Origin of the sequence: Paratissierella segnis, from assembly GCF_014385195.1 — a bacterium.
GTDB classification, from domain to species: domain Bacteria; phylum Bacillota; class Clostridia; order Tissierellales; family Tissierellaceae; genus Paratissierella; species Paratissierella segnis.
Genome location: NZ_JACRTG010000011.1, coordinates 1 through 24,243, shown reverse-complemented (window position 1 = coordinate 24,243; position 24,243 = coordinate 1). Strand labels below are relative to the sequence as shown.

Below are 24,243 nucleotides of genomic sequence, written 5' to 3'. Positions count from 1 at the left end.
ATTGTTAATGAAAGACAAATATGTTTACAGTTTTAGTGAAGGCTCAAAGGAAATGAAGAGTTTGTTGGGAGGGAAGGGCGCAAATCTTGCAGAGATGACAAATATTGGATTGCCGGTACCTCCGGGATTTACCATAACAACCAAAGCCTGTAATAGATTTTATGAAGAAGGTCAAGAACTTTGGCAAGAACTATTAGATGAAATACATATTCATCTTAATGGTGTTGAAGAAAGAATTGGAAAAGTTTTTGGAGACGAAAAAAACCCTCTTTTATTCTCAGTCAGATCAGGGGCTGTATTTTCTATGCCCGGGATGATGGATACTATATTAAATTTGGGGTTAAATGACAGGGCTGTTAAAGGTCTCGCGGTATCTACGGGAAATGAAAGGTTTGCATATGATAGCTATAGAAGATTTATACAAATGTTCTCTGATGTAGCTATGGGCATTCCAAAAGTTAGATTTGAATCTTTATTGGAGGATATGAAGGAAGAAAGAAATGTAACTCTTGATACTGAATTAACTGCGGAAGATCTGAAAAAATTAGTAGAGCAATATAAAAAGGTTTATTTAGAAGAACAAAGGAAACCTTTTCCTCAAGATCCGATTAAACAATTGGAATTAGCAATAAAAGCGGTATTTGCATCATGGAACAACCCAAGGGCTATTGTATATAGAAAGTTAAACGATATTCCTCATGACTTAGGAACTGCTGTTAATGTCCAATCCATGGTGTTTGGAAATATGGGAGAAACATCCGGAACGGGTGTTGCATTTACAAGAAATCCAGCTGATGGAGAAAACAAATTATTTGGTGAATTTTTAATGAATGCTCAAGGTGAGGATGTAGTTGCAGGTATTAGAACTCCAAATACAATTGACAAGCTAAAAGAGATAATGCCAGAGGCATATAATCAATTTGCAGAAGCTACTCAAAAATTGGAGCACCACTATAAGGATATGCAAGATATAGAATTTACTATAGAAAATAAAAAGTTATATCTTCTACAAACAAGAGCAGGTAAAAGAACTGCTCAAGCAGCAGTAAATGTAGCAGTAGATTTAGTAGATGAAGGATTGATTGAGAAAGAAGAAGCACTTTTAAGAATAGACCCTAATCAATTGAATCAGCTGCTCCATCCTACATTTGATGAAAAAGCTCTTAATTCTGCAGAATTAATTGTAAAAGGTCTTCCTGCTTCCCCCGGCGCCGCATCCGGCAAAGTATATTTTCATGCGGATGATGTAATGGAAGCTAAGGCTAGAGGAGAAAGAAGCATATTAGTTAGACAGGAAACTTCACCTGAAGATATAGAGGGTATGGTAGCTGCAGAAGGGATTCTTACATCAAGAGGCGGCATGACCTCTCATGCTGCTGTAGTTGCAAGAGGTATGGGTAAATGCTGTGTTGCAGGCTGTAGTGATATACGTGTTGACGAAGTAAACAAGGTAATTAAGACAAGATATAAAGAAATTCATGAAGGGGATTATATTTCCTTGGATGGCAGTACAGGCATGGTGTATGTTGGAGAAATAAAAAAGGTACGACCTGAATTAAGCGGCAAGTTTGATAAATTCATGAATTGGGTTGACAATATAAGAAGACTGAAAGTGAGAACGAATGCTGATACTCCTAGAGACGCCGCTCAAGCAGTAGCATTTGGAGCTGAAGGTATAGGACTTTGCAGGACTGAGCATATGTTCTTCGATGATGCCAGAATACCGGCTGTAAGAAGAATGATAGTATCTAATACAGTAGAACAAAGAAAGAAAGCTCTTGACGAATTGTTGCCGATGCAGAGAAAGGATTTCTACGAAATATTTAAGGTAATGGAAGATAGACCGGTTACAGTAAGGCTATTGGATCCGCCATTACATGAATTTTTACCATCAAATGATGAAGATATAATGGAACTTGCTAAGTCAATGGGCATAGTGTATTCTGAATTAAAGGAGAGAATTGAAAGCCTTTCCGAATTCAATCCTATGTTAGGACATAGGGGATGCAGACTTGCTGTAACATATCCGGAAATATACAGAATGCAGGCAAGAGCAATAATTGAAGCTGCAATAGACATAAAAATTGATGGCTATGAAAATATAACCCCTGAGATAATGATTCCATTGGTTGGGGACAGCAATGAATTGAAATATGTAAAGTCTGAAATAGTAGAGGAAATAAACCTTGTTTTTGAGGAGAGAAAGACAAAAGTTAATTATTTAATTGGTACCATGATTGAAATTCCAAGGGCTTGCGTTACTGCAGATGAAATAGCAAAAGAAGCTGAATTCTTCAGTTTTGGCACAAATGACTTAACTCAAATGGGATTTGGATTCTCAAGGGATGACTCAGGTAAGTTTTTAAATGAATATGTTGAGAAAGGAATATTTGAAAAGAGTCCATTTGAAGTATTGGATAGAGACGGCATTGGAAAATTGATGAAGATTGCGGTAGATTTAGGGTTGAAAGCAAATAATAAAATACATCTTGGTATTTGCGGAGAGCATGGAGGAGAGCCTAGTTCTGTAGAGTTCTGTCACCAGTTGGGATTGGATTACGTATCCTGTTCACCATTTAGAGTTCCAATCGCAAGATTAGCAGCAGCTCAAGCGGTATTAAAAGAAACATTGAATGTTCATAGAGATAAGTAATAAAAAAACAATGGAGATTTTTCCTGTTAGTAATTTTGATTAATACGGAGGAATCTCCTTTTTTATTTTTGAAAATTTTACTTCTGTGTTACAATATCAATAGAATAAAACACACTTTACAGAATAAAAATAACAATTAGAAAGACAAGGTGAGATTTATGTCAAATTGCAATAATTGCCCATCAAAGGATTCATGTTCAAAACCTGCTGAGTCTTGCGGTATTGAGAACAATCCTTTAAACAATATAAAGAATGTAATAGGTGTTATGAGCGGAAAAGGTGGAGTAGGCAAATCAACTATATCTTATGTGATAGCAAAACAATTAAATAAAGAAGGGTACAGAGTAGGAATTCTCGATGCCGATATTACCGGACCAAGTATTCCCAGGCTTGCAGGAATAAGAGAAGAAAGAGCAAGGATGAAAAACGATCTTATTCAGCCGGTTGAAACAAAAGATGGAATAAAGGTTATTTCATTTAACCTGCTGGTAGATGATGAAAGCCAACCGGTATTATGGAGAGGACCTTTAATTTCTTCGGCAGTAAAACAATTTTGGTTAGATACTTTTTGGGGAGATTTAGATTATTTGATTATTGATATGCCGCCAGGGACTGCTGATGTTGCAATAACTATAATGCAAAGCATTCCGATAAATGGCCTTGTAATGGTGTCTGTTCCTCAAGATATGGTATCCATGATAGTTGCGAAAGCTGTAAATATGGCTAAAAAGTTGGATATAAAAATATTAGGGGTTATTGAAAATATGAGTTATATAATATGTCCATGCTGTGAAAATAAGATAAGATTATTCAACTCTGAAAATACAGATACAATGATAGAGGAATTGGATTTGGAATTATTGGGTGAGATACCTATGATCGAAGCTGTAAGCAATATTCCATCCAAAGGCTATGATGATAATGATGAAGCTTTAGATAATATATTTAAACCTATCGTTGGAAATATCAGGTCGCTTCTAAAATAATAAAGCTTTTTTAGAGTATGGGCAGACATTATCATTTGCCCGTATCTCATCTTTTCTATTGACTTTTCAGGACAAGATGTTATACTAATATAGTACGACTGACCAGTCAGTCAATTATATGATAGGTGAGTTGATGAATAGTGATGTTATCTGATTTTTCAGAAAAAGAAATTGCAATATTTAATGGACTTTTAGACCTTATAAAACAAGGATGTAATCCATATTCTATAAAAGTATCCGATATGGCAAAGGCTGCTAATGTGGGAAAAGGAACGATATATGAATATTTCGATTCAAAACAAGAAGCCATATCCAAAGCTATTTTATTTAATATAAATAAGGAAATAGAATCATCCTTTAATAGGGTTAAATCGAAGACTTGTTTTAAGGAGAAGTTTGATGAAACTCTTAATATAATAGCAGAAAATACGAATAACAATCTATCTATATTCAATACATTATTTTCGTCTAATGGTATGAATGATTTTTTTAAATATTTGATAGATGAGGATTATTATTTTTATACTTGTGCATCTACTATTGATTTAATGTTAGAACATTTGCTAGATGTTGGTTATAAAGAGGGTATAATTAATACAAAAGAAAATAAATATTATCAAAATATAGCACTACTCAGTTCCATAGGAAGCTTCTCTATGTATGTAAGTTACCGCAGGATATATAAAGATGTTTCCATTGACGAAGCCAAAGAAATATCTTATAAACTACTGATAAAGGCATTAAACTGACTAGAGGTAAGATAATATGAGCTGTGAATTTTATAAAAAGGGGTGTATGTTATTTGAATAAAAAAATTAAGCAAAAAAAGCCAATAATCTTCTATTATATATTAGTAATGGTAATTATGCTTCTTCTAAATACTTTTGTATTCCCGCAAATATTGGAAGATAAAATAGAAGAAATAGCTTATAGTACATTTATTTCCATGTTAGATAAGGGAGAGGTATCTAAGGTTGAACTCAAGGATAATCTGATATATATCGAAACAAAAGCAGATGATAAAACTATCTATACTACAGGTAGAATGGAAGACCCTGACTTAACAAATCGTCTAATTGAAGCTGGAGTAGACTTTACCGAAATTGAACCTAAGCAAATATCTCCGCTTATGAATTTTATATTGACGTGGGTTTTACCTATAGTAATATTTTGGGGACTTGGTCAAGTGCTTTCTAAATCGATGCAAAAAAGAATGGGCAATGTAATGGAGTTTGGTAAAAGCAATGCTAAGGTATATGTAGAGGCAAAGACAGGTAAGACTTTTGATGATGTTGCCGGACAGGATGAGGCAAAGGAAGCTTTAATGGAAATAGTGGATTTTCTTCACAATCCATCAAGGTATACGGCAATCGGAGCTAATATGCCCAAAGGCGCATTGCTTGTAGGGCCTCCTGGAACAGGTAAAACACTTTTAGCAAGAGCCGTAGCAGGTGAGGCAAATGTACCGTTTTTTTCAATATCGGGATCAGAATTTGTCGAAATGTTTGTTGGCATGGGTGCTGCTAAGGTTAGAGATTTATTCAAACAAGCGCAAGAAAAAGCACCTTGTATTGTGTTTATAGATGAGATTGACACCATAGGGAAGAAACGTGATGGCAGTGGATTTAGCGGAAATGACGAAAGGGAGCAGACACTAAACCAATTGCTATCAGAAATGGATGGCTTTGATGGCAAGGAAGGAGTAGTAATCCTTGCAGCTACCAACAGGCCTGAATCATTAGACAAGGCACTTTTACGTCCCGGCAGATTTGATAGACGTATACCGGTAGAATTACCTGATTTGAGAGGTAGAGAAGCAATACTAAAGGTACATGCAAAAAATGTAAAGACAGGATCGAATATAGATTATAACGCAATTGCAAGGGCAACGGCGGGAGCATCCGGTGCAGAATTAGCTAACATTATCAATGAAGCCGCATTGAGGGCAGTAAGATTGAATAGAGACAGAATAGCTCAAGAAGATTTAGAAGAATCTGTTGAAACTGTTATTGCAGGATATCAGAGAAAAGGGGCTGTAATATCTACTAAAGAGAAAAGAATAATTGCATATCATGAAATAGGGCATGCCTTAGTAGCCGCAATGCAAACTCATTCGGACCCTGTTCATAAGATTACGATTATACCCCGTACATCAGGTGCTTTGGGATATACAATGCAAGTTGCTGAAGATGAAAGCGTGTTGATGACCAAAGAGGAAGCCTTCAATAAGATTGTAACTTTAACAGGCGGGCGTGCTTCGGAAGAAATAGTCTTTGGTACGGTAACATCCGGCGCAGCTAACGATATTGAGCAAGCCACAAAGATTGCAAGGGCTATGATAACCAGATTTGGAATGAGTGAAACCTTTGATATGATGGGTCTTGAAACAGTTACAAATCAATATTTAGGCGGAGATACTTCTTTGATTGTATCACCTGAAACATCTACTAAAATAGATGAAGAAGTATTAAGCATTGTAAAAAAGGCGCATGAAAAGGCAACAGAGATTTTAAGAGAGAATATAGATAAACTAAGGGAATTATCCAACTATCTTCTGGAGATGGAAACCATTACCGGAGAAGAGTTTATGGAACTTTTAAATAAATAACTAAAGCCGTTCTAAAAATTTTAGAACGGTTTTTCCTTGTTTACCATTTTAAATTAATGTATAATCTAATTAAATCATTGAAGGAGGTTATATTATGTCTAATGGTATTTTTAAAGTTAGAGTGCCAAATAATGAGCCAATCTATGGGTACAAGCCTGGAAGTGTGGAAAAATTGGAACTGAGGCAAACGCTATCCCAACTCAAAGAGGAGATAATTGAAATCCCGCTTATCATTGGTGGCAAGGAAATCAAAACAGGAAATATAAGAGAAGTAAAAATACCTCACAATCATAAGCATATTTTAGCAAGATATCATGTTGCCGGGGATAAAGAATTGGAAATGGCAATAGAGGCATCTCATCAAGCTAAAGAGGCATGGATAAAATTGGACTGGCATGACAGAGCCGCTGTATTTTTAAAAGCAGCCGAGTTGTTAAAGGGACCGTGGAGGGCAGCTATAAATGCTGCAACAATGTTAGGACAAAGCAAAACAGTATTTCAAGCAGAAATTGACTCAGCATGTGAATTAATAGACTTCCTTAGATATAACACATATTATATGAATGAAATTTATACTGATCAACCAAATTCAATAGTTACGGAGTGGAATAGGCTAGAATATAGACCGCTGGATGGGTTTGTGTTAGCTATTACACCGTTTAATTTTACATCGATAGGAGCAAATTTGCCTACTGCACCGGCAATGCTTGGCAATACGGTGATTTGGAAACCTTCCAACAATGCGGTTTATTCAAATTATATATTTATGAGGGTATTAAAAGAAGCGGGACTGCCGGATGGGGTAATCAATTTTGTTCCAAGCAATGGAGCAGATGTTGATAGAGTACTTATTGGACATAAGGATTTAGCTGGTATTCATTTTACAGGTTCTTCAAGGGTATTTGAAGGAATTTGGAAATCAGTTGGTGAAAATATAAGTAAATATAGATCCTTCCCAAGAATAGTTGGAGAAACAGGTGGAAAAGATTTTATATTTGCTCACAATTCAAGTGATATAGATGCCTTGGCAGTTGCTATTATCAGAGGCTCCTTTGAATTCCAAGGACAAAAATGTTCAGCGGCGTCTCGAGCATATGTCCCCAAAAGCATTTGGGAAGAGTTGAAAGGGAAATTGAATGAACAATTAAGCGAAATAAAAGTTGGAGATGTTGAAAATTTCACAAATTTCGTCGGTGCGGTTATAGATAAAAAGGCCTTTGATAAGGTAACATCTTATATAGACTATGCTAAAAAAAGTGATGAAGCTGAAATATTTTGGGGTGGAACATATGATGACTCCGTAGGATATTTTATTGATCCGACAATTATCTTAACGACAAATCCTAAGTTTAAAACAATGGAGGAGGAAATATTTGGGCCGGTAATCACAATCTATCTATATGATGATAAGGATTTGGAAAGCACATTGAAACTATGTGATGAAACATCACCGTATGGGCTTACAGGTGCAATATTTGCACAAGACAGAGAAGCTTTGGCTATGATGCAAAAAGTATTGTATTTCTCGGCAGGAAACTTCTATATAAACGACAAACCAACCGGAGCGGTAGTGGGGCAACAGCCATTTGGAGGAGGAAGGAAATCCGGAACTAACGATAAAGCCGGCAGCAAGTTAAATCTTTTGCGTTGGGTTAATGTAAGAAATATAAAAGAAAACTTCATTCCGCCGAAGAATTATAGATATGAATATATGGATGAAGAGTAAAGAAAAAGCTAGGTTTGTTGAACCTAGCTTTTTCTTTTATGGGATAAGGGGGATTATCGTTGCAATTTTCCCATAATATCATTTTAAGCATTTTATATAAATTTCATAATATGAAACAATAATTTGTATTGTGGAATTAATACATTTATATTATAATAAATAAGGAAATCAATTGCAAGCATTTATTGTAGATTTTGAAATCTAAAATATTGAGGTGAGAAAATGATAGATGTAGTCCAATCTGTAGATAGAACATTGAGTATTTTGGAATTACTTTCTAATTATGATGAGGGTTTAGGGGTTACGGAAATAGGTGTAATGGTTAATTTACATAAATCAACAGTTCATAGATTACTAGGTACATTAATTTATAAAGGTTTTGTTATTCAGGATGCATCTACTAATAAATACAAATTATCTTTAAAGTTATATGAATTGGGATGTAAAAGAATAGCCAATGTGGATATTTTTAAATCTTCAAAACCTTATACAGAGAGGCTTATGAAGACTGTAAATGAAGTAGTTCACTTGGTTATAAGAGATGAAAATGATATAGTTTATATAGATAAAGTAGAAGCCGATAATACAATTCGAATGGCTTCAACCATAGGGAGAAGAAGCCCCTTATATCGTACTTCAGTCGGCAAAGTTATACTTGCATACTTACCTGATAAAGAAATTGAAAGTGTATGGGAAAATAGTAAGATAGAAAAAATGACTGAATATACAATTACTGATTTAGAAGTATTTAAAAGAAATTTAAAGGAAGTAGAAGAAAAAGGGTATGCAGTAGATAATGAGGAAAATGAATTGGGGGTTAGATGTATAGGTGCTCCGGTATTTAATCACACGGGATCTGTAGAAGGAGCTATCAGTGTATCTGGTCCTACTATAAGAGTTACAAGAGATAGAATTGAAGAAATCGCCAATGAGGTTAAAAAATATGCTCATCTAATATCAAATGAACTGGGATATAGGGGAGACTAAATGTTCAAGGAGGTTGAAAGATGGAGATTCATATTGAAAAAAATGCGGATGAGTTGGGGAAACATGCTGCTTCACTGATTGCTGACTTATTGAACATAACAATAAAAGAAAGAGGAGAGGCGAGAATACTTTTATCAACCGGAGCTTCCCAATTCAGTACAATCAATGCCCTAATAAATAAAGATATAGATTGGGAAAAGGTAGAAATGTTCCACTTAGATGAATATATTGGATTGGATGAGAATCATCCTGCAAGTTTTAGAAGATACCTAATGGCAAGATTTGTAAGTAAAGTCAATTTGAAAAATGCATATTTGGTGGATGGAAATGGGAATATCGAAGAAAATATTAAAAAACTTACGGAAAATTTAAATCTAAAGCCTATAGATATTGGTGTAATAGGAATTGGGGAAAATGGGCACATTGCTTTTAATGATCCGCCTGCAGATTTTGATACTAACGAATCATATAAAATCGTAGAATTGGACAATAAGTGTAAAATGCAACAAGTTGGAGAAGGCTGGTTTGAGGATATTAATAATAATGTTCCCGCCACAATATTAAAGAGTCATCCCAAATGGACGCTTTTTTTAGATGAAGAATCTGCAAGTTTAGTTAAAGATATTATTTAATTTGTTGAAAGGATGATATTTTATGGAAAAGTTAAACAAATCAATTTGTAAAGATTATAAAGAATACCCTGAAAGGATAATGCAATTTGGAGAAGGAAATTTCTTACGAGCTTTTGTTGATTGGATAATTGACAAAATGAATAGAGAAAAGGATTTTAATTCAGGAGTTGTAGTTGTTGGACCTAGAAGTAGTGACAGGATTTATAAATTAAATGAACAAGATGGACTTTATACTTTGCTATTAAACGGGGTTGAAAAAGGAAAAGAAATAAGTGAAAAAAATGTAATCAATTCAATAACCAGAGGATTAAATACTTATAGAGATTATGATGAATATCTAAAAATAGCTGAAAATCCGGACATGAGATTTATAATTTCAAATACAACCGAAGCAGGTATTGCATTTAATGAAAACGATAGGTTGGAAGATAGACCGCAAGAATCCTTTCCTGGTAAATTAACTGCATGGTTATATCACAGATATAAGACATTTGATGGAGATATGAAAAAGGGTTTATTTATTTTACCATGCGAATTGATAGATAAGAACGGAGAAAATCTTAAAAATATTGTTCTAAAATATGTTGAGTTATGGAATTTAGGAGAGGGCTTTAAGGATTGGATTAATAAAGCAAATATATTTTATAATACACTGGTAGATAGAATTGTGCCGGGATATCCAAAGGGAACGGCATCTGAAATAGAAAAAGAATTAGGATATAAGGATAGCTTTTTAGTTGAAGGAGAGATATTTCATCTTTGGGTGATAGAAGGACCAAAGAAAATCAAATATGAATTTCCTGCTGACAAAATAGGGCTAAATGTACTTTTTACAGAGGATTTGACACCCTACCGTGAAAGAAAGGTTCGTATATTAAATGGGGCTCATACTTCTATGGTTCCTGTTTCATATCTTTATGGAATAGATACAGTAAAGGAATCTGTTGAAGATGAAACAATAGGGAAGTTTGTCAAGTCTGTCATTTTTGATGAAATTATACCGACACTTGATTTGCCTGAAGAAGAACTTTTCGATTTTGCAGAAGATGTATTGGATAGATTTAGAAATCCATTCATTAAGCATTACTTAATGAGTATTTCACTTAATTCAATGAGTAAATTTGAAACAAGAATATTGCCATCTATTTTAGAATATAAAAACAGGCAAAATAAATTACCTAAAAAATTAGTATTTTCTTTAGCATCTTTAATATATTTCTATAGGGGAGATAGAAATGGTGAAAGCATAAATTTATCAGATGATCCTGAAATCCTTGAAATGTATAAAAATTTGTGGAATAATTATGATGGTTCAGATGAAAATTTACAATCAATTGTAAAGACCGTTTTGGGGTCGGTAGATTTGTGGAAAATAGATTTAAACTCTATAGTGGGTTTAAATGAAAAAGTTACAAAAGACTTAACCAGCATAGTTAGAAAAGGAATGAAAGAAGCTGTAAGGGAGATACTGCGATGAAAGATTTTATAAGAATTAATACTTCTGATAATGTTGTAGTTGCGCTAAATGAAATAAATAAAGGCATTATTTTAGATGACATTGAAGCTACTAAAATTTTAGAAGACATAAAACCTGGTCATAAAATAGCCACAAGGGACATAAATAAAGGCGAAAACATATTAAAATATGGTTATCCGATAGGACATGCTACTGAAAATATAAAAAAGGGACAATGGGTTCATACGCATAATATAAGGACAAATTTAGATGGTACTTTAGAATATAATTACAATCCTAATTTTAAAGATATTAGAAGAATAAACAAACCTAAAACTTTCATGGGTTATAAAAGAAAAAATGGTGATGTAGGAATAAGAAATGAACTTTTAGTAGTGCCTACAGTTGGATGCATTAATGGAATCGCAGAAATGATTGTAAGAGAATTTAAAAACAAAATAAATTTAGAGAATATAGACGACTGCTTGGTATATAAACACAATTATGGGTGTTCCCAATTAGGTGATGATCTGGAAAACACAAGAAAAATATTAGCGGATATAGTAAAACATCCAAATGCAGGTGGTGTTTTGGTTTTGGGATTAGGCTGTGAAAACAACGTTATAGATGAATTCAAAAAGGAACTGGGGGAATTCGATAATGATAGAACGAAGTTTTTGATTACTCAAACAGTATCGAATGAAATCGAAGAAGGTGTTAAGATATTGGAGGAACTTTATGAAACGATGAAGAATGATATAAGAGTAGAAATTCCAATTTCTGAGCTGAAAATTGGATTAAAATGCGGCGGTTCCGATGGCTTTTCAGGCATTACTGCAAATCCTTTGTTAGGAGAATTCTCTGACTATATAGTGGATAATGGAGGTATTACTATATTGACGGAGGTTCCGGAAATGTTTGGTGCTGAAACCATATTGATGGAAAGGGCAGAATCCGAAGAAGTTTTTGAAGATATTGTAGAATTGATAAATAATTTCAAAGAATATTTCCTTGCTCACAACCTTCCTATATATGAAAACCCATCTCCTGGGAATAAAGAAGGCGGGATTTCGACATTAGAAGATAAGTCATTGGGGTGTACACAAAAGGGAGGAAAATCCAAGGTAGTGGATGTATTAAAATATGGAGAAATAAGCAGAAATAAAGGATTGAATCTTCTGAATTCACCTGGCAATGATTTAGTAGCATCTACAGCTTTAGGAGCTTCGGGATGCCATATGGTGCTATTTACAACCGGTAGAGGAACTCCTTTTGGTAGTTTTGTTCCAACGGTTAAAGTTTCGACAAATTCTAAACTATATCAGTTAAAACTACATTGGATTGATTTCAATGCTGGAGTTTTGTTAGAAGATAAACTCATGGAAGAAGTATTAACTGACTTCATAGATTATGTAATAAGTGTTGCAAGCGGTGAATATGTAAATAATGAGAAAAATGGATTTAAGGAGATTTCTATACTGAAAACAGGAGTTACGCTATAAGAGCAGTGTATAGCAGAAAACTAGGGAACATTTAATTGATAGTCGACAAATTGACAATGGATAATGAAAACAGGAGATGCTCTATACTAGCCGGAATGACAAACGTATTTAATGTCATCTCGCGCTAAAGCCGAGAGATCTCCTCTTTTCTCTTTTAAGACCCAAAAGCTCGACCCCAACAATCTTTATCTTTTAATTGTGAATTGTGCATTGTGAATTGTGAACTGTGAACTTATTTATGTTATAATATTAATCGATATAATTAATAGAAGGACTGAATCATTATGCTAATACGCAACAAAAAGTTTTCCATGAAATATGTACTTCTCTATATAGTGTTATCCATGACTATAATTGGTGGGATTGCTATAGGTTTAAATCAGTACATCAGCAGAAGACTTAATTTTGAACTAAATGAAATAATAAATTTTAATATAGAATTAACGAATTTGAAAACATATCTTAATAAAAATAGTTTCCAAGTATCAAATTATTTTAATAGAAATGACAATGAAGACTACTTTATAAAATATTATGACAATAGAGAATCTATAATCTCTATTACAGAATACATATATGACAATATTAAACAGGATGAAAACAGTTGCATGTACTATAGAATTATGGAGAATTTACTTATATATGAAGAAGAGTTGACTGATAGTCTGTTTAGAGTAAGAAGCGTTGATGTTCAGACTTATGGAACCCAACAGGAATTAAAAAGATTATATACATTTTTAGACCAAATCGCTAACAATCTAACAGAGGCATGTATTAAGTATCAAGTAAGTAGATATGAGAATATAAATCATTTATATAAAAAAGTAGAAAGAAATGCTTATATCTTTTTATTTGTCATTGTTTTATTAAATTTTTGGTATATAGTAACTTTGATTAAAGACATAGTATCAAATTTAAATGATTTTAGTAAATCTGCTGCAAAATTAGCGTTAGGTAATTGGTATATAGCTGATATTGAGCCGCAAAATTCTATAGAATTGGATTTATTTGCTACTGCATTTAATAAAATGAAAAATAATATTTTAGATTATATGTCTGAACTGGAATCTAAATCACAATTGGAAATCGAATTAATGGAACAAAAACTTAAAAATGCTCAAATGACTCAGTTGGTAAAAGAGTCTCAGCTTTCGAATTTACAGAGTCAAATGAATCCCCATTTTTTATTTAATACATTGAATATAATCTCCAGAACTGCCATGTTTGATGGGAATGAAAAGATAGTTAAATTGATGCAAAGCATGTCAAAGATTTTAAGATATAATGTAGTAAATATTCATAATCTAGTGTCTATCAGGGAGGAGTTGGACATTGTACAAGCTTATTTATATATACAAGAAACAAGATTTCAAGATCAAATGAGCTTTGACATTAAAGTTGAGAATATAAATCTAGACGAGATAAATATGCCTCCTATGGTTTTACAACCAATAGCTGAAAATAGCATTAAACATGGATTTAAAAATAAAGAAGAAGGCGGAATTATAAATGTTAGGATATTAGAAAATGAAGTAAGTGTTTCAATATACGTAGAGGATAATGGAGAGGGAATTGCTCCTGATAAACTTAAGAAAATCTTCAGTGAATCCAATGAAGAGTGCAAAGAAAAATGCAATGTTGGATTAAAAAATGTTAAAAAGAGATTGGAATTAAGCTTTGGGCAAAAAGATCTTCTGAAGATTGAAAGCGTCTATGGATATGGCACTACTGTAACAATTACTATACCTAAAGGAGGTAAAGTAAGTGATTAAAGTTATGATTGTGGAAGATGAAGTGATAGAAAGAAAGGCTCTGGCATATTTGTTTGAAGAGTATTTTAAGGATAAGATTGAGGTTGCAGCTAATCTTTCAAATGGCGAGAGAGCAGTGGAATTTGAAAAAAACAATGAAGTAGATTTAATTCTAATGGATATTCATATGCCCATATTAGATGGGTTTGGGGCTTCTCGTATTATTAGAGATAGAAATAAAAATATTCAGATAATCATATTAACAGCCTATTCGGAATTTGAATATGCCAGATCTGCTATAGACATCGGTGTATTTAAATATCTGCTGAAACCTGTCGACAATGACGAATTTATTTCCGCAATTAATGATGCTATACAAAAGATTAATTCATCTGTTGTTATTAATAAAACTGAAGAGGTTGATTGGGTTAAAAGAGATAGAAATATAAAATTTATAGACGAGATGAAGAGCTATATCCTAGAGAACTTTACCAATGATATATCACTTGAGCAGGTTGCAGAACATGTAGGGTTAAGTCCCGATTATCTGGGTAAGTTGTTCAAGAAGATTGAAGGGCAAACATTTACAAACTATTTAATACATTTGCGTATGGAAAAATCAAAAGAATTGTTGGAGCAAAGGGATCTTAGCATCAAACAAATAGCTTATATGGTAGGATATTCGGATCCAAATTATTTTAGCAGAGCATTTAAAAAATATGTTGGAATAAGTGCAACTCAATATGAAAGGGTAAAAAAATAAATAAAGTTTATAGCGGATTTAAATTAAACACAAAAGATAGCTGAAAAAGTAAGAAAATGTCGTCTAAATTCATTGAGTAATGGCTTAGTTTTTTAGTAAAATGAATATGATAATGAGAACATCTTAATTTAAAATATTAAGGTGTTAACAATTATTAATTTTTGTTGTATACAACATATTGACAGATGAATACAAGAAGGGGTAATATTATACTAAGAATATTTACTATATTAGAAATGGATATGAAAGAGGTGAAAACATGTCAGAAGAATTGTTTCGAATGGAGGGAATATGTAAGAACTTTCCTGGAGTTAAAGCTTTAGACGATGTATCGTTTTCTGTAAACAAGGGAGAGGTTCATGGGCTTGTAGGTGAAAATGGGGCAGGAAAATCTACTCTGATGAAGATAATGTCAGGTGTATATAAGGAAGATTCCGGGAGTATTTTCATTGAAGGAGAAGAAGTAAATATCAATTCTGTAGCTAAAGCACAGGAATTGGGTATTGCTATCATCTTTCAGGAATTAAATCTATGTCCGCATTTGACAGTAGCAAACAATATATACTTGGGGCGTCCTCCATTAAAAAGATATCTGATAAGTGATAAAAAGATGCACGAAGATGCAAAGAGCGTTCTGGATGATTTAGGCATAAATATAAGTACTCATGAAATAGTTAGCAATTTAAGTGTAGCCAAACAACAAATGGTGGAGATTGCTAAAGCGATTTCCCAAAAATCAAGGATATTGGTATTAGATGAACCTACAGCAGCATTAACAGAGAAAGAAATCGAACAACTTTTTGACATCATTAGAAATTTACAAAAGAAAGGCGTTGGGATGGTATATATTTCCCATCGTATTGAAGAATTAGAGGAGATATGTGAAAGAGTAACGGTGTTAAGAGATGGGCAATATATAGGAACTAGAAATTACAAGGATATAACAGTAGATGAACTAGTAAATATGATAGTAGGAAGACCACTAGAGGATAAATATCCCAAAAAGATTCGAAATATAGGAGAAGTATGTTTTGAAGCTAAAAATTTAAGTAGAAAAGGTATAGTAAACGTAGAAAAAATTGAAGTGAGAAAAGGAGAGATTCTTGGAATAGCCGGACTAATGGGTTCAGGACGTACAGAGTTGGCAAGGCTTATATTTGGAGCAGATAAAGCGGATTCAAAAGAACTATACATGGATGGAAAGTCAATTACAGTGAATAATCCGGGACAAGCAATTGCAAATGGAATAGGCTATGTAACAGAGGATAGAAAATTTGATGGATTGGCATTGGATTTAGATGTTCAATACAACACTAACATGGCGCATTTAAGACATATATCCAGATATGGATTTATAGATGATAAAGAAGGAAAAAGAAACGCACAAGAATATAAGGGTTTGCTTAAAATCAAGACACCCTCTCTTAGGCAAAAGGTTCGCTATTTAAGCGGAGGAAATCAACAAAAGATAGTATTGGCAAAATGGTTGTGTAATGATGCAAAGCTATTAATAGTAGATGAACCAACCAGAGGAATAGACGTAGGTGCAAAATTTGAAGTATATGAATTATTAAACAGATTAAGTGATCAAGGTGTATCCATTATAATGATATCCTCAGATTTACCTGAAATACTAGGCATGAGCGATAGGATATTAGTAATTCACGAAGGTACGATAAACGGAGAATTAGACGTAAAAAAAACAACTCAGGAAGAAATATTATATTTAGCAGCAGGATATAACAAAATGAAGAAAAAAGCGCAATGGGAGAACATTTTTTAAAAGAGGAGGGTAAAAAAGTGACTGACACAGTGAACAAATTAAAACCCAAAGAGGATATAAGCCATAAATTAGGAACAAGTGCAAAAAAGGCAATGCTATCCGGTGCAGCTTTAGTTTTACTTTTTACTGTATTCGCATTATTGAAGCCAAAATTATTCTTGGCTCGCAGCAATCTTATTAACATAGCACAACAAGTAGTAACATATTCCATTATAGGATTTGGACTGACATTTTGCTTAGTTTGCGGAGGGACGGATCTTAGTGCAGGTTCATCAATGGCATTATCAGGAATTATTGTAACAACATTACTTATAAGGGGTGTACCGCTGGTATTTAGCATACTTACAGCATTAATATTTGGGATACTTATGGGGATTTTTAATGGATTTTCCATAGAGGTATTAGGGGTGGTGCCATTTGTGGCAACATTAGGAACTCAATGGATATTTAGGGGGCTGGCGAATGTACTGGTAGATGGTAAACCAATATATACAAATACTATCCCAAGTGAAAGCGTGCAGAAAGCATTTTATGTACTCGGTGGAGGGCGTATGTCTAGTGGGCTGCCATATAGCGTAATCATAACTTTAGTTTATGGTCTAATATTATTCGTAGTACTATCTAAAACAAGAATAGGTAGACAAATATATGCCTGTGGAAGCAACCTAGAAGCAGCTAAATTATCAGGAATCAATGCAGTAGGAACTCGTATGTTTGCATACTGTGTAAGTGGGTTCTCAGCAGCGATTTGCGGGATCTTGGTTACATCGCGTATATCCAGTGCTCAGCCAATGGCGGGTCAAGGATACGAACTTGAGGCAATAGCAGCATCAGTGCTAGGAGGAGTGTCTATCAATGGCGGCGAGGGCAGCATTGGGAACACAATTATAGGAGCACTAATGATGGGAATAATGAGAAATGGATTAAACCTAATGGGTGTAAGCTCATTTTGGCAGCAAGTAGTAGTAGGTATCATTCTGGTTGGCGCAGTAGCTATGGAAGCAAGACGTAATATGAAAAACAAATAGGATTTAAGCAATAAAGCTTAATCATAAAAATATTAATTAAAGGAGAGGTACTGAAATGAAGAAATTATTAGTATTGATTTTAGTATTAGCTATGTCAGTTAGTTTGGTGGCATGTGGAGGCGATAATGATGCTGATACTCCTTCAAACGCAGATGGAGAAGCTAGTCAAAAGACAGTGTATTTCTTAACAAAGATTTTAGGAAATCAATATTGGTCAGTAGTAGAGCAAGGTGCTAAAGATGCTGCAGAAGAATTGGGAATAAAATTAGTAGTAACAGGTTTAGCAAATGAAGCAGAAATAGAAAAACAAGTACAACAATTGCAAGATGCAGTATCAGCTAAGGCAGATGCAATTGTAATAGGACCAACAGATTCAACAGCTTTGGCAAACCCAGTATCAGATGCATTTAAATCAGGCACTCCAATAGTAATAGTAGATACTATGATAAACACAGATGACTACAATGTAGCATATATGACAAACAATGTAGAAGCCGGGAAAATGGCAGCTGAAGAAATGATAGAAAGACTTAAAAAAGCAGGGGTAAAAGAAGACGAAAAAGCACAAATAGCAATACAAATCGGAAGCAGTGGATCGCAAACCATTATAGATAGACTAAAAGGATTCAATGAATACTGGGATGCAAATGCACCAGAGAGTTGGGAAGTGTTAAATAACGATGTAAAGGTAAATGATGGAGACATCTCAAAAGCAGTAGGATTTACACAAGACTTTCTAACCACATATCCGGACCTAAAAGGAGTATTTGGACCAAACAATGGAAGTACAGTAGGATTTGTAATAGGACTAAAAGAATCAAACAGAAAAGACTTAGCGATGGTAGGATTTGACTTCTCAGAAGAAATAGAAGAAATGATAAGAGGAGGAGAATTTGAAGTAGTAACAATAGTACAAAAACAATACTTAATGGGATATGAAGGAGTAAAAGCAGGTATAGAATTATCAGAAGGGAAGACTCCATCTGAAAAAATGATTGACACAGGAGTAATGGTAGTCGACAAAGATAACATTGATAGCGATGAAGTAAAACAAATTATTGATCCAACAGGAAACTAGTATATAAAAATAAATCTCTTGAAATTTTCAGGGGATTTATACATATTTTAGGATATAATTTGATTATATTAAACTTGATTTGATATAATGAATGATATATTTAAGATATGAGGTGATTTATTTGTCTAATATGTTTGAAGGTCTATTTATCAGCAAAGAAGAAAGAAATAAAAAATATAATGACTATTCCAAAAGGATATTTCCATATGGTGCTGAGCAGAAAAAAAAGGTATCTTCAATTTTATCTGAATTGTTTCCAAATGAGGATCTACAATATTTATTGATGCATTATATATTGGTAAAGGAGCGTGTAATAGATGAAGGTAGACTTGATTATGAGTCTGCTTTTAAAAAAGTATCAAAGAAAAAAATAATCAAAATCACTCCGGACTTACAAAATAAAATGATTACATTGTTAAAAGCAGACTTATCTGTAGACGAAAGTTTGGAATATCCTTCTGCAGAAGAGGTAAAGAATGTTTCTCATAGATAGGAAGATGTAGCTATGACGTTTAAACTATCCAATATATTAATAATTTTGTTTGTATTCTGTATTTTACTTAATGGGTGTGCTTTTCAAAAGAAAGATATAAATACACATGAAGGTCAAGTTATACTTCGACTTGCTGAAAACCATGTGAAGGATTATCCAACAGTTAGAGCAGATAGATTGTTTGCTAACTTAGTATATGAGAGAACTGAAGAAAACATAAAAATTATTGTTTATCCTGAGGGGAAACTCGGAGATGAAGAGTCGGTAATAGAACAGGTAAAATTTGGAGTTATAGATATGGCAAGGGTAAGTATAGCTCCTTTAGTAACAATTGATGAAAGTTTCGGAGTGCTGGCATTACCATATCTATACAGAGACAAAGATCATATGTTCAAGGTATTGGAAGGACCTTTGGGAGATGATTTTCGTCATTCTCTAATTTCAAATCAAATGTACGGGTTAGCATGGTATGATGCAGGTGCTAGAAATTTTTATAATTCCATTAAGGAAATCAGAGTTCCTGATGATATGAAATACTTAAGGATAAGGGTTCAGGAAATGGATTTGATGAAAGATTTTGTTAGGAATATAGGTGCTACACCGGTTCCATTGGTATTTAGCGAAGTCTTTGGTGCTATTCAGACCGGAATAATTGATGGTGCTGAGAATAATTGGCCAAGCTATGTATCCACATCACATAATATGGTCGCTAAATATATTACTATAGGTGAACATATCCGCATACCAGAATTGGTAATAATAAATAAAATAACATATGACAGGTTAACTGAAGAACAACAGCAAATCATTGAAGAATGTGCTAAAGAAGCTGCTTTATATCAAAGAGAGGAAATGGTCAAGGAGGAAGAAAAGGCTCGTGAAATTGCCATAGAAAATGGAAGCATAATTACTGTGTTAACAGCTGAAGAGCGAGAGCAATTTAAGTCAAGAGCATTACCAATATATGAATCTTTTAAGTCACATGAAGATATAATAGAGCAAATTACAAATACTGAGTAATTTTCATGTATTTACTATAAATTCAGAAAGGAGCACTAAAATGAAAAAATTTTTAGATAAAAATTTTTTATTGCATACTGACACAGCAGTAGAATTATATTATAATTATGCAAAGGACATGCCTATATTTGATTTTCACTGCCATTTAAGTCCTGAAGCAATTGCGAATGATAAGAGCTTTAAAAACATTACAGAAATATGGCTTGGTGGTGATCACTACAAATGGCGGGTAATGAGAAGCAATGGAGTAGATGAAGAATATATTACTGGTAACGCTTCTGATTATGATAAATTCAAAGCTTGGGCAAAAACTGTTCCGTATTGTATAGGAAATCCGCTTTATCAATGGTCGCATCTTGAATTAAAAAGATTTTTTAATATTGATTTAATTATTAATGGAGATACTGCAGATGAGATATGGGAAAGGGCAAATGCGCTTTTGAAAGAAAAAGATTTTACTGCAAAAGGACTTATAAAAAGATCTAATGTAAGAGCTCTTTGTACTACTGACGATGCAACAGATACTCTTGAATTTCATAAGAAAATAAGAGAAGATAAAGAATTTGGTGTTAGGGTTTTTCCGGCACTAAGACCGGATAAAGGTATCAATATTGAAAATGATACTTTTGTACCTTGGACAAAATCCCTGTCAGATATTAGCGGGATAAATATAGATTCCTATGATGCTTTTATAAAAGCATTGGATAAGAGAGTAGAATATTTTCATAAGGAAGGATGCAGACTTTCTGACCATGGAATAGATAGGATATTCTATGAACCATCTAGTGATAAAGAAATAGAAGAAATATTTTTAAAAGCAATTGAAGGCATGGCTCTGACCGACAAAGAAATTGATAAATATAAAACTAAAACTTTGATAAATTTAGCTAAGATGTATAACAAACGAGGCTGGGTAATGCAGCTTCATATAGGAGCTTTAAGGAATACTAATTCTAGAATGCTTGATATCTTGGGACCGGATACAGGTTATGATTCCATCAATGATGGAAATATAGCTGAATCACTTGCAAAATTATTAAATGAAATGGACAAATCAAAGGAACTTCCAAAAACAATTTTATATTGTTTGAATCCAAGTGATAACTATATATTAGGAACAATTATTGGCAACTTCCAAGGTGGAGGTATACCGGGGAAATTACAATTTGGTTCAGGATGGTGGTTTAATGATCAAAAGAACGGCATGCAGGAGCAAATGACAGCACTTGCTAATCTAGGGCTATTAAGAAGATTTGTAGGGATGGTAACAGATTCCAGGAGCTTTATTTCCTATACAAGGCACGAGTATTTTAGACGTGTTTTATGTGATTTAGTTGGTTCTTGGGCAGAAGATGGAGAGATTCCAAGAGATATGGAATTGTTAGGTACAATGATTAAGGAAATTTGCTTTTATAACGCAAGAGATTATTTTGGAGTTGAAATTTAGGTTTATACGGCAGGAAGATTTAAGGGTCTATTGTGAATTATAATTTGTAATTATTGAGTATAGATTGTAAAAATAATGGGGGAAAGGCATAGCCTTTCCTGATTTTTTTATGCTATAATATTTTATGGAGGTGTATTTATTTGAGAAAGTATATAAAAGAATTTACAGTACCTTATTATGATTCGGATAAAAACGGAACAGCATATCCGGCTTCATTGTTAGCATATATGGAAGAAACCTCTTCTTTTCATAGTGATGATTTAGGAGTTGGGGTTGATGAATTACGTAAAAAAAATTATGGCTGGATGCTTAACAGATGGAACGTAAGCTTACATAGATACCCCAAAGTAAGAGAAAAAATATTTGTAGAAACATTGGCTACTGGATTTGATAAATTCTATGCTACAAGAGAGTTCGTAATTTATGATACTGATAAAAGTATAATAGGTCAGGCAACAACACTGTGGATTTTCTTAGATATAGTAAAAAAAAGGCCCATTAGAATTCCTAAGGAGTTTTATAAAGCATACAATATAGTCGATGAAAACCAACCACCATATGACTTCTATAATTTTAACTTTGAGTTTGCGACAGAAACCAGCATAGATTTTCATGTAAGAAAAACAGATATAGATTACAACAATCATGTCAATAATGTAAAATACCTTAATTGGATGTTGGAGGTAATACCCGACGAGGTCGATAATGACTATTATCTTACAGAATTTGACATTCAATACAAAAAAGAAATCAAATTAGGGGATTTAATAGAATCATCAATTAGTGAAGGCATGACTAGAGATGATAAAAGAATTTATTTGCATAAAATCAATACAATTGATTCTAATGATGTAAATACCTATGGTAGAACTGTATGGAAAAAAAGATGAAAAGATGAAAGGAGACTTTTCAATTGGTTTCAGCAAAGATTTCAGCAAGCGAATATGTTTATAATCAATTAAAAGAAGAAATAATGTTTTTGGAGTTATTGCCCGGACAATCAATTATTGAAGTAGATACTTCAAAGAGATTTAATGTGTCTAGAACTCCTGTTAGAGCTGCATTCAATCGTTTGGAAAGTGAAGGTTTAGTGCTTATAAAACCTAAATATGGGAGTTTTGTGACCTTAATAGACATCGATGAAATCTCTGATTTAATGTATATGAGGGAAAAATTGGAATTAGCTGTATTGATGGATGTGGAACATATCACTAAATCTCAGGAAGTGAAACTTAATGTTCTATTATTGCAACAATTACAAATACTGAATAGCGATATAGATAAAAATGATAAAGCAAAGAAATTTTTGGAAGCCGATAATGAATTTCATTCAATGCTATTTAGCCTTACTAATAAAGAAAATATATGGAAGAAGCTTTCAGAAGGGAATCCGCACTATAACAGATTGAGACTATTATCCAATATAGAATCTAGAGAAGGTCTTTTCAAAATACAAGAAGAGCATGTGAAGATTAAAGATGCTCTTTTAAATAAGGACTTTGATTTACTAAAAGAGTATTATAATGTCCATATATATGAAGGCATGGATAATCTCGCTAACATAGTAAATAATTATAGCAAATTCTTTAAATAGTTATTTAAGTATTTTAATTAGATTTAGATAGAAGTCTTTGTCTAATTAAAAAACTTGGATTCTCCTTTTAGGGACTAAATGTTTTTAAAGAAGAATCCAATGTTACATTCGTTAATATTAGACTAATTAAAGCCTTGACACTATTGACTTAATCATGTCCAAGGAGACTTTTAAATCTGATTCAAAGTTATTTTTGATATTTCCCTCTATAGCAAAAGTTCCTTTATAATTAAGGCATTTTAAAAATCTAAATAATGAGTAAAAGTCTATCGAACCATAACCTGGGTAAAAACGATTATTATCTGATAGATGCAATGAATCAAAATAATTAAAATATTTGAATAAGGTTTCACTAAAGTTAATTTCCTCAATATTCATATGATAAGTATCTGGTAAGACACGAAGATATGGGCTATCTAAACCCTTTATTAATTCAACAGCTTCTTCAACAGTATTAGCTAATGATGTTTCATAGCGATTTGTGGCTTCAACTATAAGCGGTACTTGATAATTGTATGAATATTCACTTAGCTTCGAGCCTGTAAAATATTTTGTGTAAACTGTATAAATAATACTCTTCTTTGTTAATAATTGGAATAGATAAATACCAATTACAAGGAGGAGTATTTTTATGTCAAAGGTTTCAAAAGAGCTATTGAGAGATTACGTTAGGGAACAAAGCTTTTCTAACCCAGATGATATTCTGAATGCAATGAAGGAAATGTTTAGAGATGTG

The 24,243-nt window shown here is 33.2% G+C and carries 20 protein-coding genes; 19 read left to right on the top strand and 1 reads right to left on the bottom strand.

The window, feature by feature from the left end; translation table 11 throughout:
* The first annotated feature begins 7 nt into the window (after positions 1 to 7).
* The 19 genes from ppdK (at position 8) to H8707_RS03970 (ending at position 23,507) form a co-directional block, all read left to right on the top strand.
* Entirely contained in the window at positions 8 to 2,653 is a 2,646-nt protein-coding gene (gene ppdK, locus H8707_RS04060; protein ID WP_262428863.1) for a pyruvate, phosphate dikinase, read from the top strand.
* Between the two features lie 158 nt (positions 2,654 to 2,811).
* Positions 2,812 to 3,639 (top strand): Mrp/NBP35 family ATP-binding protein, encoded by an 828-nt coding sequence (locus tag H8707_RS04055; protein WP_262428862.1) that lies wholly within the window; start codon positions 2,812 to 2,814, stop codon positions 3,637 to 3,639.
* A 143-nt stretch (positions 3,640 to 3,782) separates the two neighbouring features.
* Positions 3,783 to 4,388: a TetR/AcrR family transcriptional regulator gene (locus H8707_RS04050; protein ID WP_262428861.1), complete on the top strand. Its 606-nt coding sequence runs from the start codon at positions 3,783 to 3,785 to the stop codon at positions 4,386 to 4,388.
* Between the two features lie 53 nt (positions 4,389 to 4,441).
* The gene (gene ftsH, locus H8707_RS04045; RefSeq protein ID WP_262428860.1) at positions 4,442 to 6,247 is read left to right on the top strand and encodes an ATP-dependent zinc metalloprotease FtsH; all 1,806 of its coding nucleotides are present in this window, start codon (positions 4,442 to 4,444) and stop codon (positions 6,245 to 6,247) included.
* A gap of 94 nt (positions 6,248 to 6,341) precedes the next feature.
* On the top strand, positions 6,342 to 7,973 hold the full coding sequence (pruA, locus tag H8707_RS04040) for an L-glutamate gamma-semialdehyde dehydrogenase (RefSeq protein ID WP_262428859.1): 1,632 nt from the start codon (positions 6,342 to 6,344) through the stop codon (positions 7,971 to 7,973).
* A 222-nt stretch (positions 7,974 to 8,195) separates the two neighbouring features.
* On the top strand, positions 8,196 to 8,960 hold the full coding sequence (locus H8707_RS04035; RefSeq protein ID WP_262428858.1) for an IclR family transcriptional regulator: 765 nt from the start codon (positions 8,196 to 8,198) through the stop codon (positions 8,958 to 8,960).
* Between the two features lie 20 nt (positions 8,961 to 8,980).
* The gene (locus H8707_RS04030; RefSeq protein WP_262428857.1) at positions 8,981 to 9,592 is read left to right on the top strand and encodes a 6-phosphogluconolactonase; all 612 of its coding nucleotides are present in this window, start codon (positions 8,981 to 8,983) and stop codon (positions 9,590 to 9,592) included.
* Between the two features lie 22 nt (positions 9,593 to 9,614).
* A complete protein-coding gene (locus tag H8707_RS04025) occupies positions 9,615 to 11,069 on the top strand; it encodes a tagaturonate reductase (RefSeq protein ID WP_262428856.1) in 1,455 nt (484 codons plus the stop codon).
* Entirely contained in the window at positions 11,066 to 12,550 is a 1,485-nt protein-coding gene (locus tag H8707_RS04020) for a UxaA family hydrolase (RefSeq protein WP_262428855.1), read from the top strand. The genes H8707_RS04025 and H8707_RS04020 overlap by 4 nt, the downstream gene beginning before the upstream one ends.
* Positions 12,551 to 12,834: 284 nt before the next feature.
* Positions 12,835 to 14,322: a sensor histidine kinase gene (locus tag H8707_RS04015; RefSeq protein ID WP_262428854.1), complete on the top strand. Its 1,488-nt coding sequence runs from the start codon at positions 12,835 to 12,837 to the stop codon at positions 14,320 to 14,322.
* Positions 14,315 to 15,064, top strand: coding sequence for a response regulator transcription factor (locus H8707_RS04010; RefSeq protein WP_262428853.1), 750 nt, complete (start codon positions 14,315 to 14,317; stop codon positions 15,062 to 15,064). Before H8707_RS04015 ends, H8707_RS04010 begins: the two co-directional genes overlap by 8 nt.
* Before the next feature lie 259 nt (positions 15,065 to 15,323).
* Positions 15,324 to 16,847, top strand: a complete 1,524-nt coding sequence (locus tag H8707_RS04005; protein WP_262428852.1) for a sugar ABC transporter ATP-binding protein — start codon at positions 15,324 to 15,326, stop codon at positions 16,845 to 16,847.
* Positions 16,848 to 16,864: 17 nt separating this feature from the next.
* Positions 16,865 to 17,875 carry an ABC transporter permease gene (locus H8707_RS04000; protein WP_262428851.1) on the top strand — a complete coding sequence of 337 codons (1,011 nt, stop codon included), beginning with the start codon at positions 16,865 to 16,867 and terminating at the stop codon, positions 17,873 to 17,875.
* Between the two features lie 55 nt (positions 17,876 to 17,930).
* On the top strand, positions 17,931 to 18,953 hold the full coding sequence (locus tag H8707_RS03995; RefSeq protein ID WP_262428850.1) for an ABC transporter substrate-binding protein: 1,023 nt from the start codon (positions 17,931 to 17,933) through the stop codon (positions 18,951 to 18,953).
* Positions 18,954 to 19,074: 121 nt separating this feature from the next.
* A complete protein-coding gene (locus H8707_RS03990) occupies positions 19,075 to 19,446 on the top strand; it encodes a hypothetical protein (RefSeq protein WP_262428849.1) in 372 nt (123 codons plus the stop codon).
* 12 nt (positions 19,447 to 19,458) lie between these two features.
* Complete coding sequence (locus H8707_RS03985) at positions 19,459 to 20,466, top strand: TRAP transporter substrate-binding protein (RefSeq protein WP_262428848.1); 1,008 nt, start codon at positions 19,459 to 19,461, stop codon at positions 20,464 to 20,466.
* Positions 20,467 to 20,506: 40 nt separating this feature from the next.
* The gene (gene uxaC / locus H8707_RS03980) at positions 20,507 to 21,913 is read left to right on the top strand and encodes a glucuronate isomerase (RefSeq protein WP_262428847.1); all 1,407 of its coding nucleotides are present in this window, start codon (positions 20,507 to 20,509) and stop codon (positions 21,911 to 21,913) included.
* A 140-nt stretch (positions 21,914 to 22,053) separates the two neighbouring features.
* Positions 22,054 to 22,803 carry an acyl-[acyl-carrier-protein] thioesterase gene (locus tag H8707_RS03975; protein ID WP_262428846.1) on the top strand — a complete coding sequence of 250 codons (750 nt, stop codon included), beginning with the start codon at positions 22,054 to 22,056 and terminating at the stop codon, positions 22,801 to 22,803.
* A gap of 23 nt (positions 22,804 to 22,826) precedes the next feature.
* Positions 22,827 to 23,507 (top strand): GntR family transcriptional regulator, encoded by a 681-nt coding sequence (locus tag H8707_RS03970; protein ID WP_262428845.1) that lies wholly within the window; start codon positions 22,827 to 22,829, stop codon positions 23,505 to 23,507.
* A gap of 126 nt (positions 23,508 to 23,633) precedes the next feature.
* Here the strand turns inward: H8707_RS03970 and H8707_RS15210 are convergent, their stop codons facing one another.
* Complete coding sequence (locus H8707_RS15210; protein ID WP_394354629.1) at positions 23,634 to 24,077, bottom strand: TIM barrel protein; 444 nt, start codon at positions 24,075 to 24,077, stop codon at positions 23,634 to 23,636.
* Positions 24,078 to 24,243: the final 166 nt, after the last annotated feature.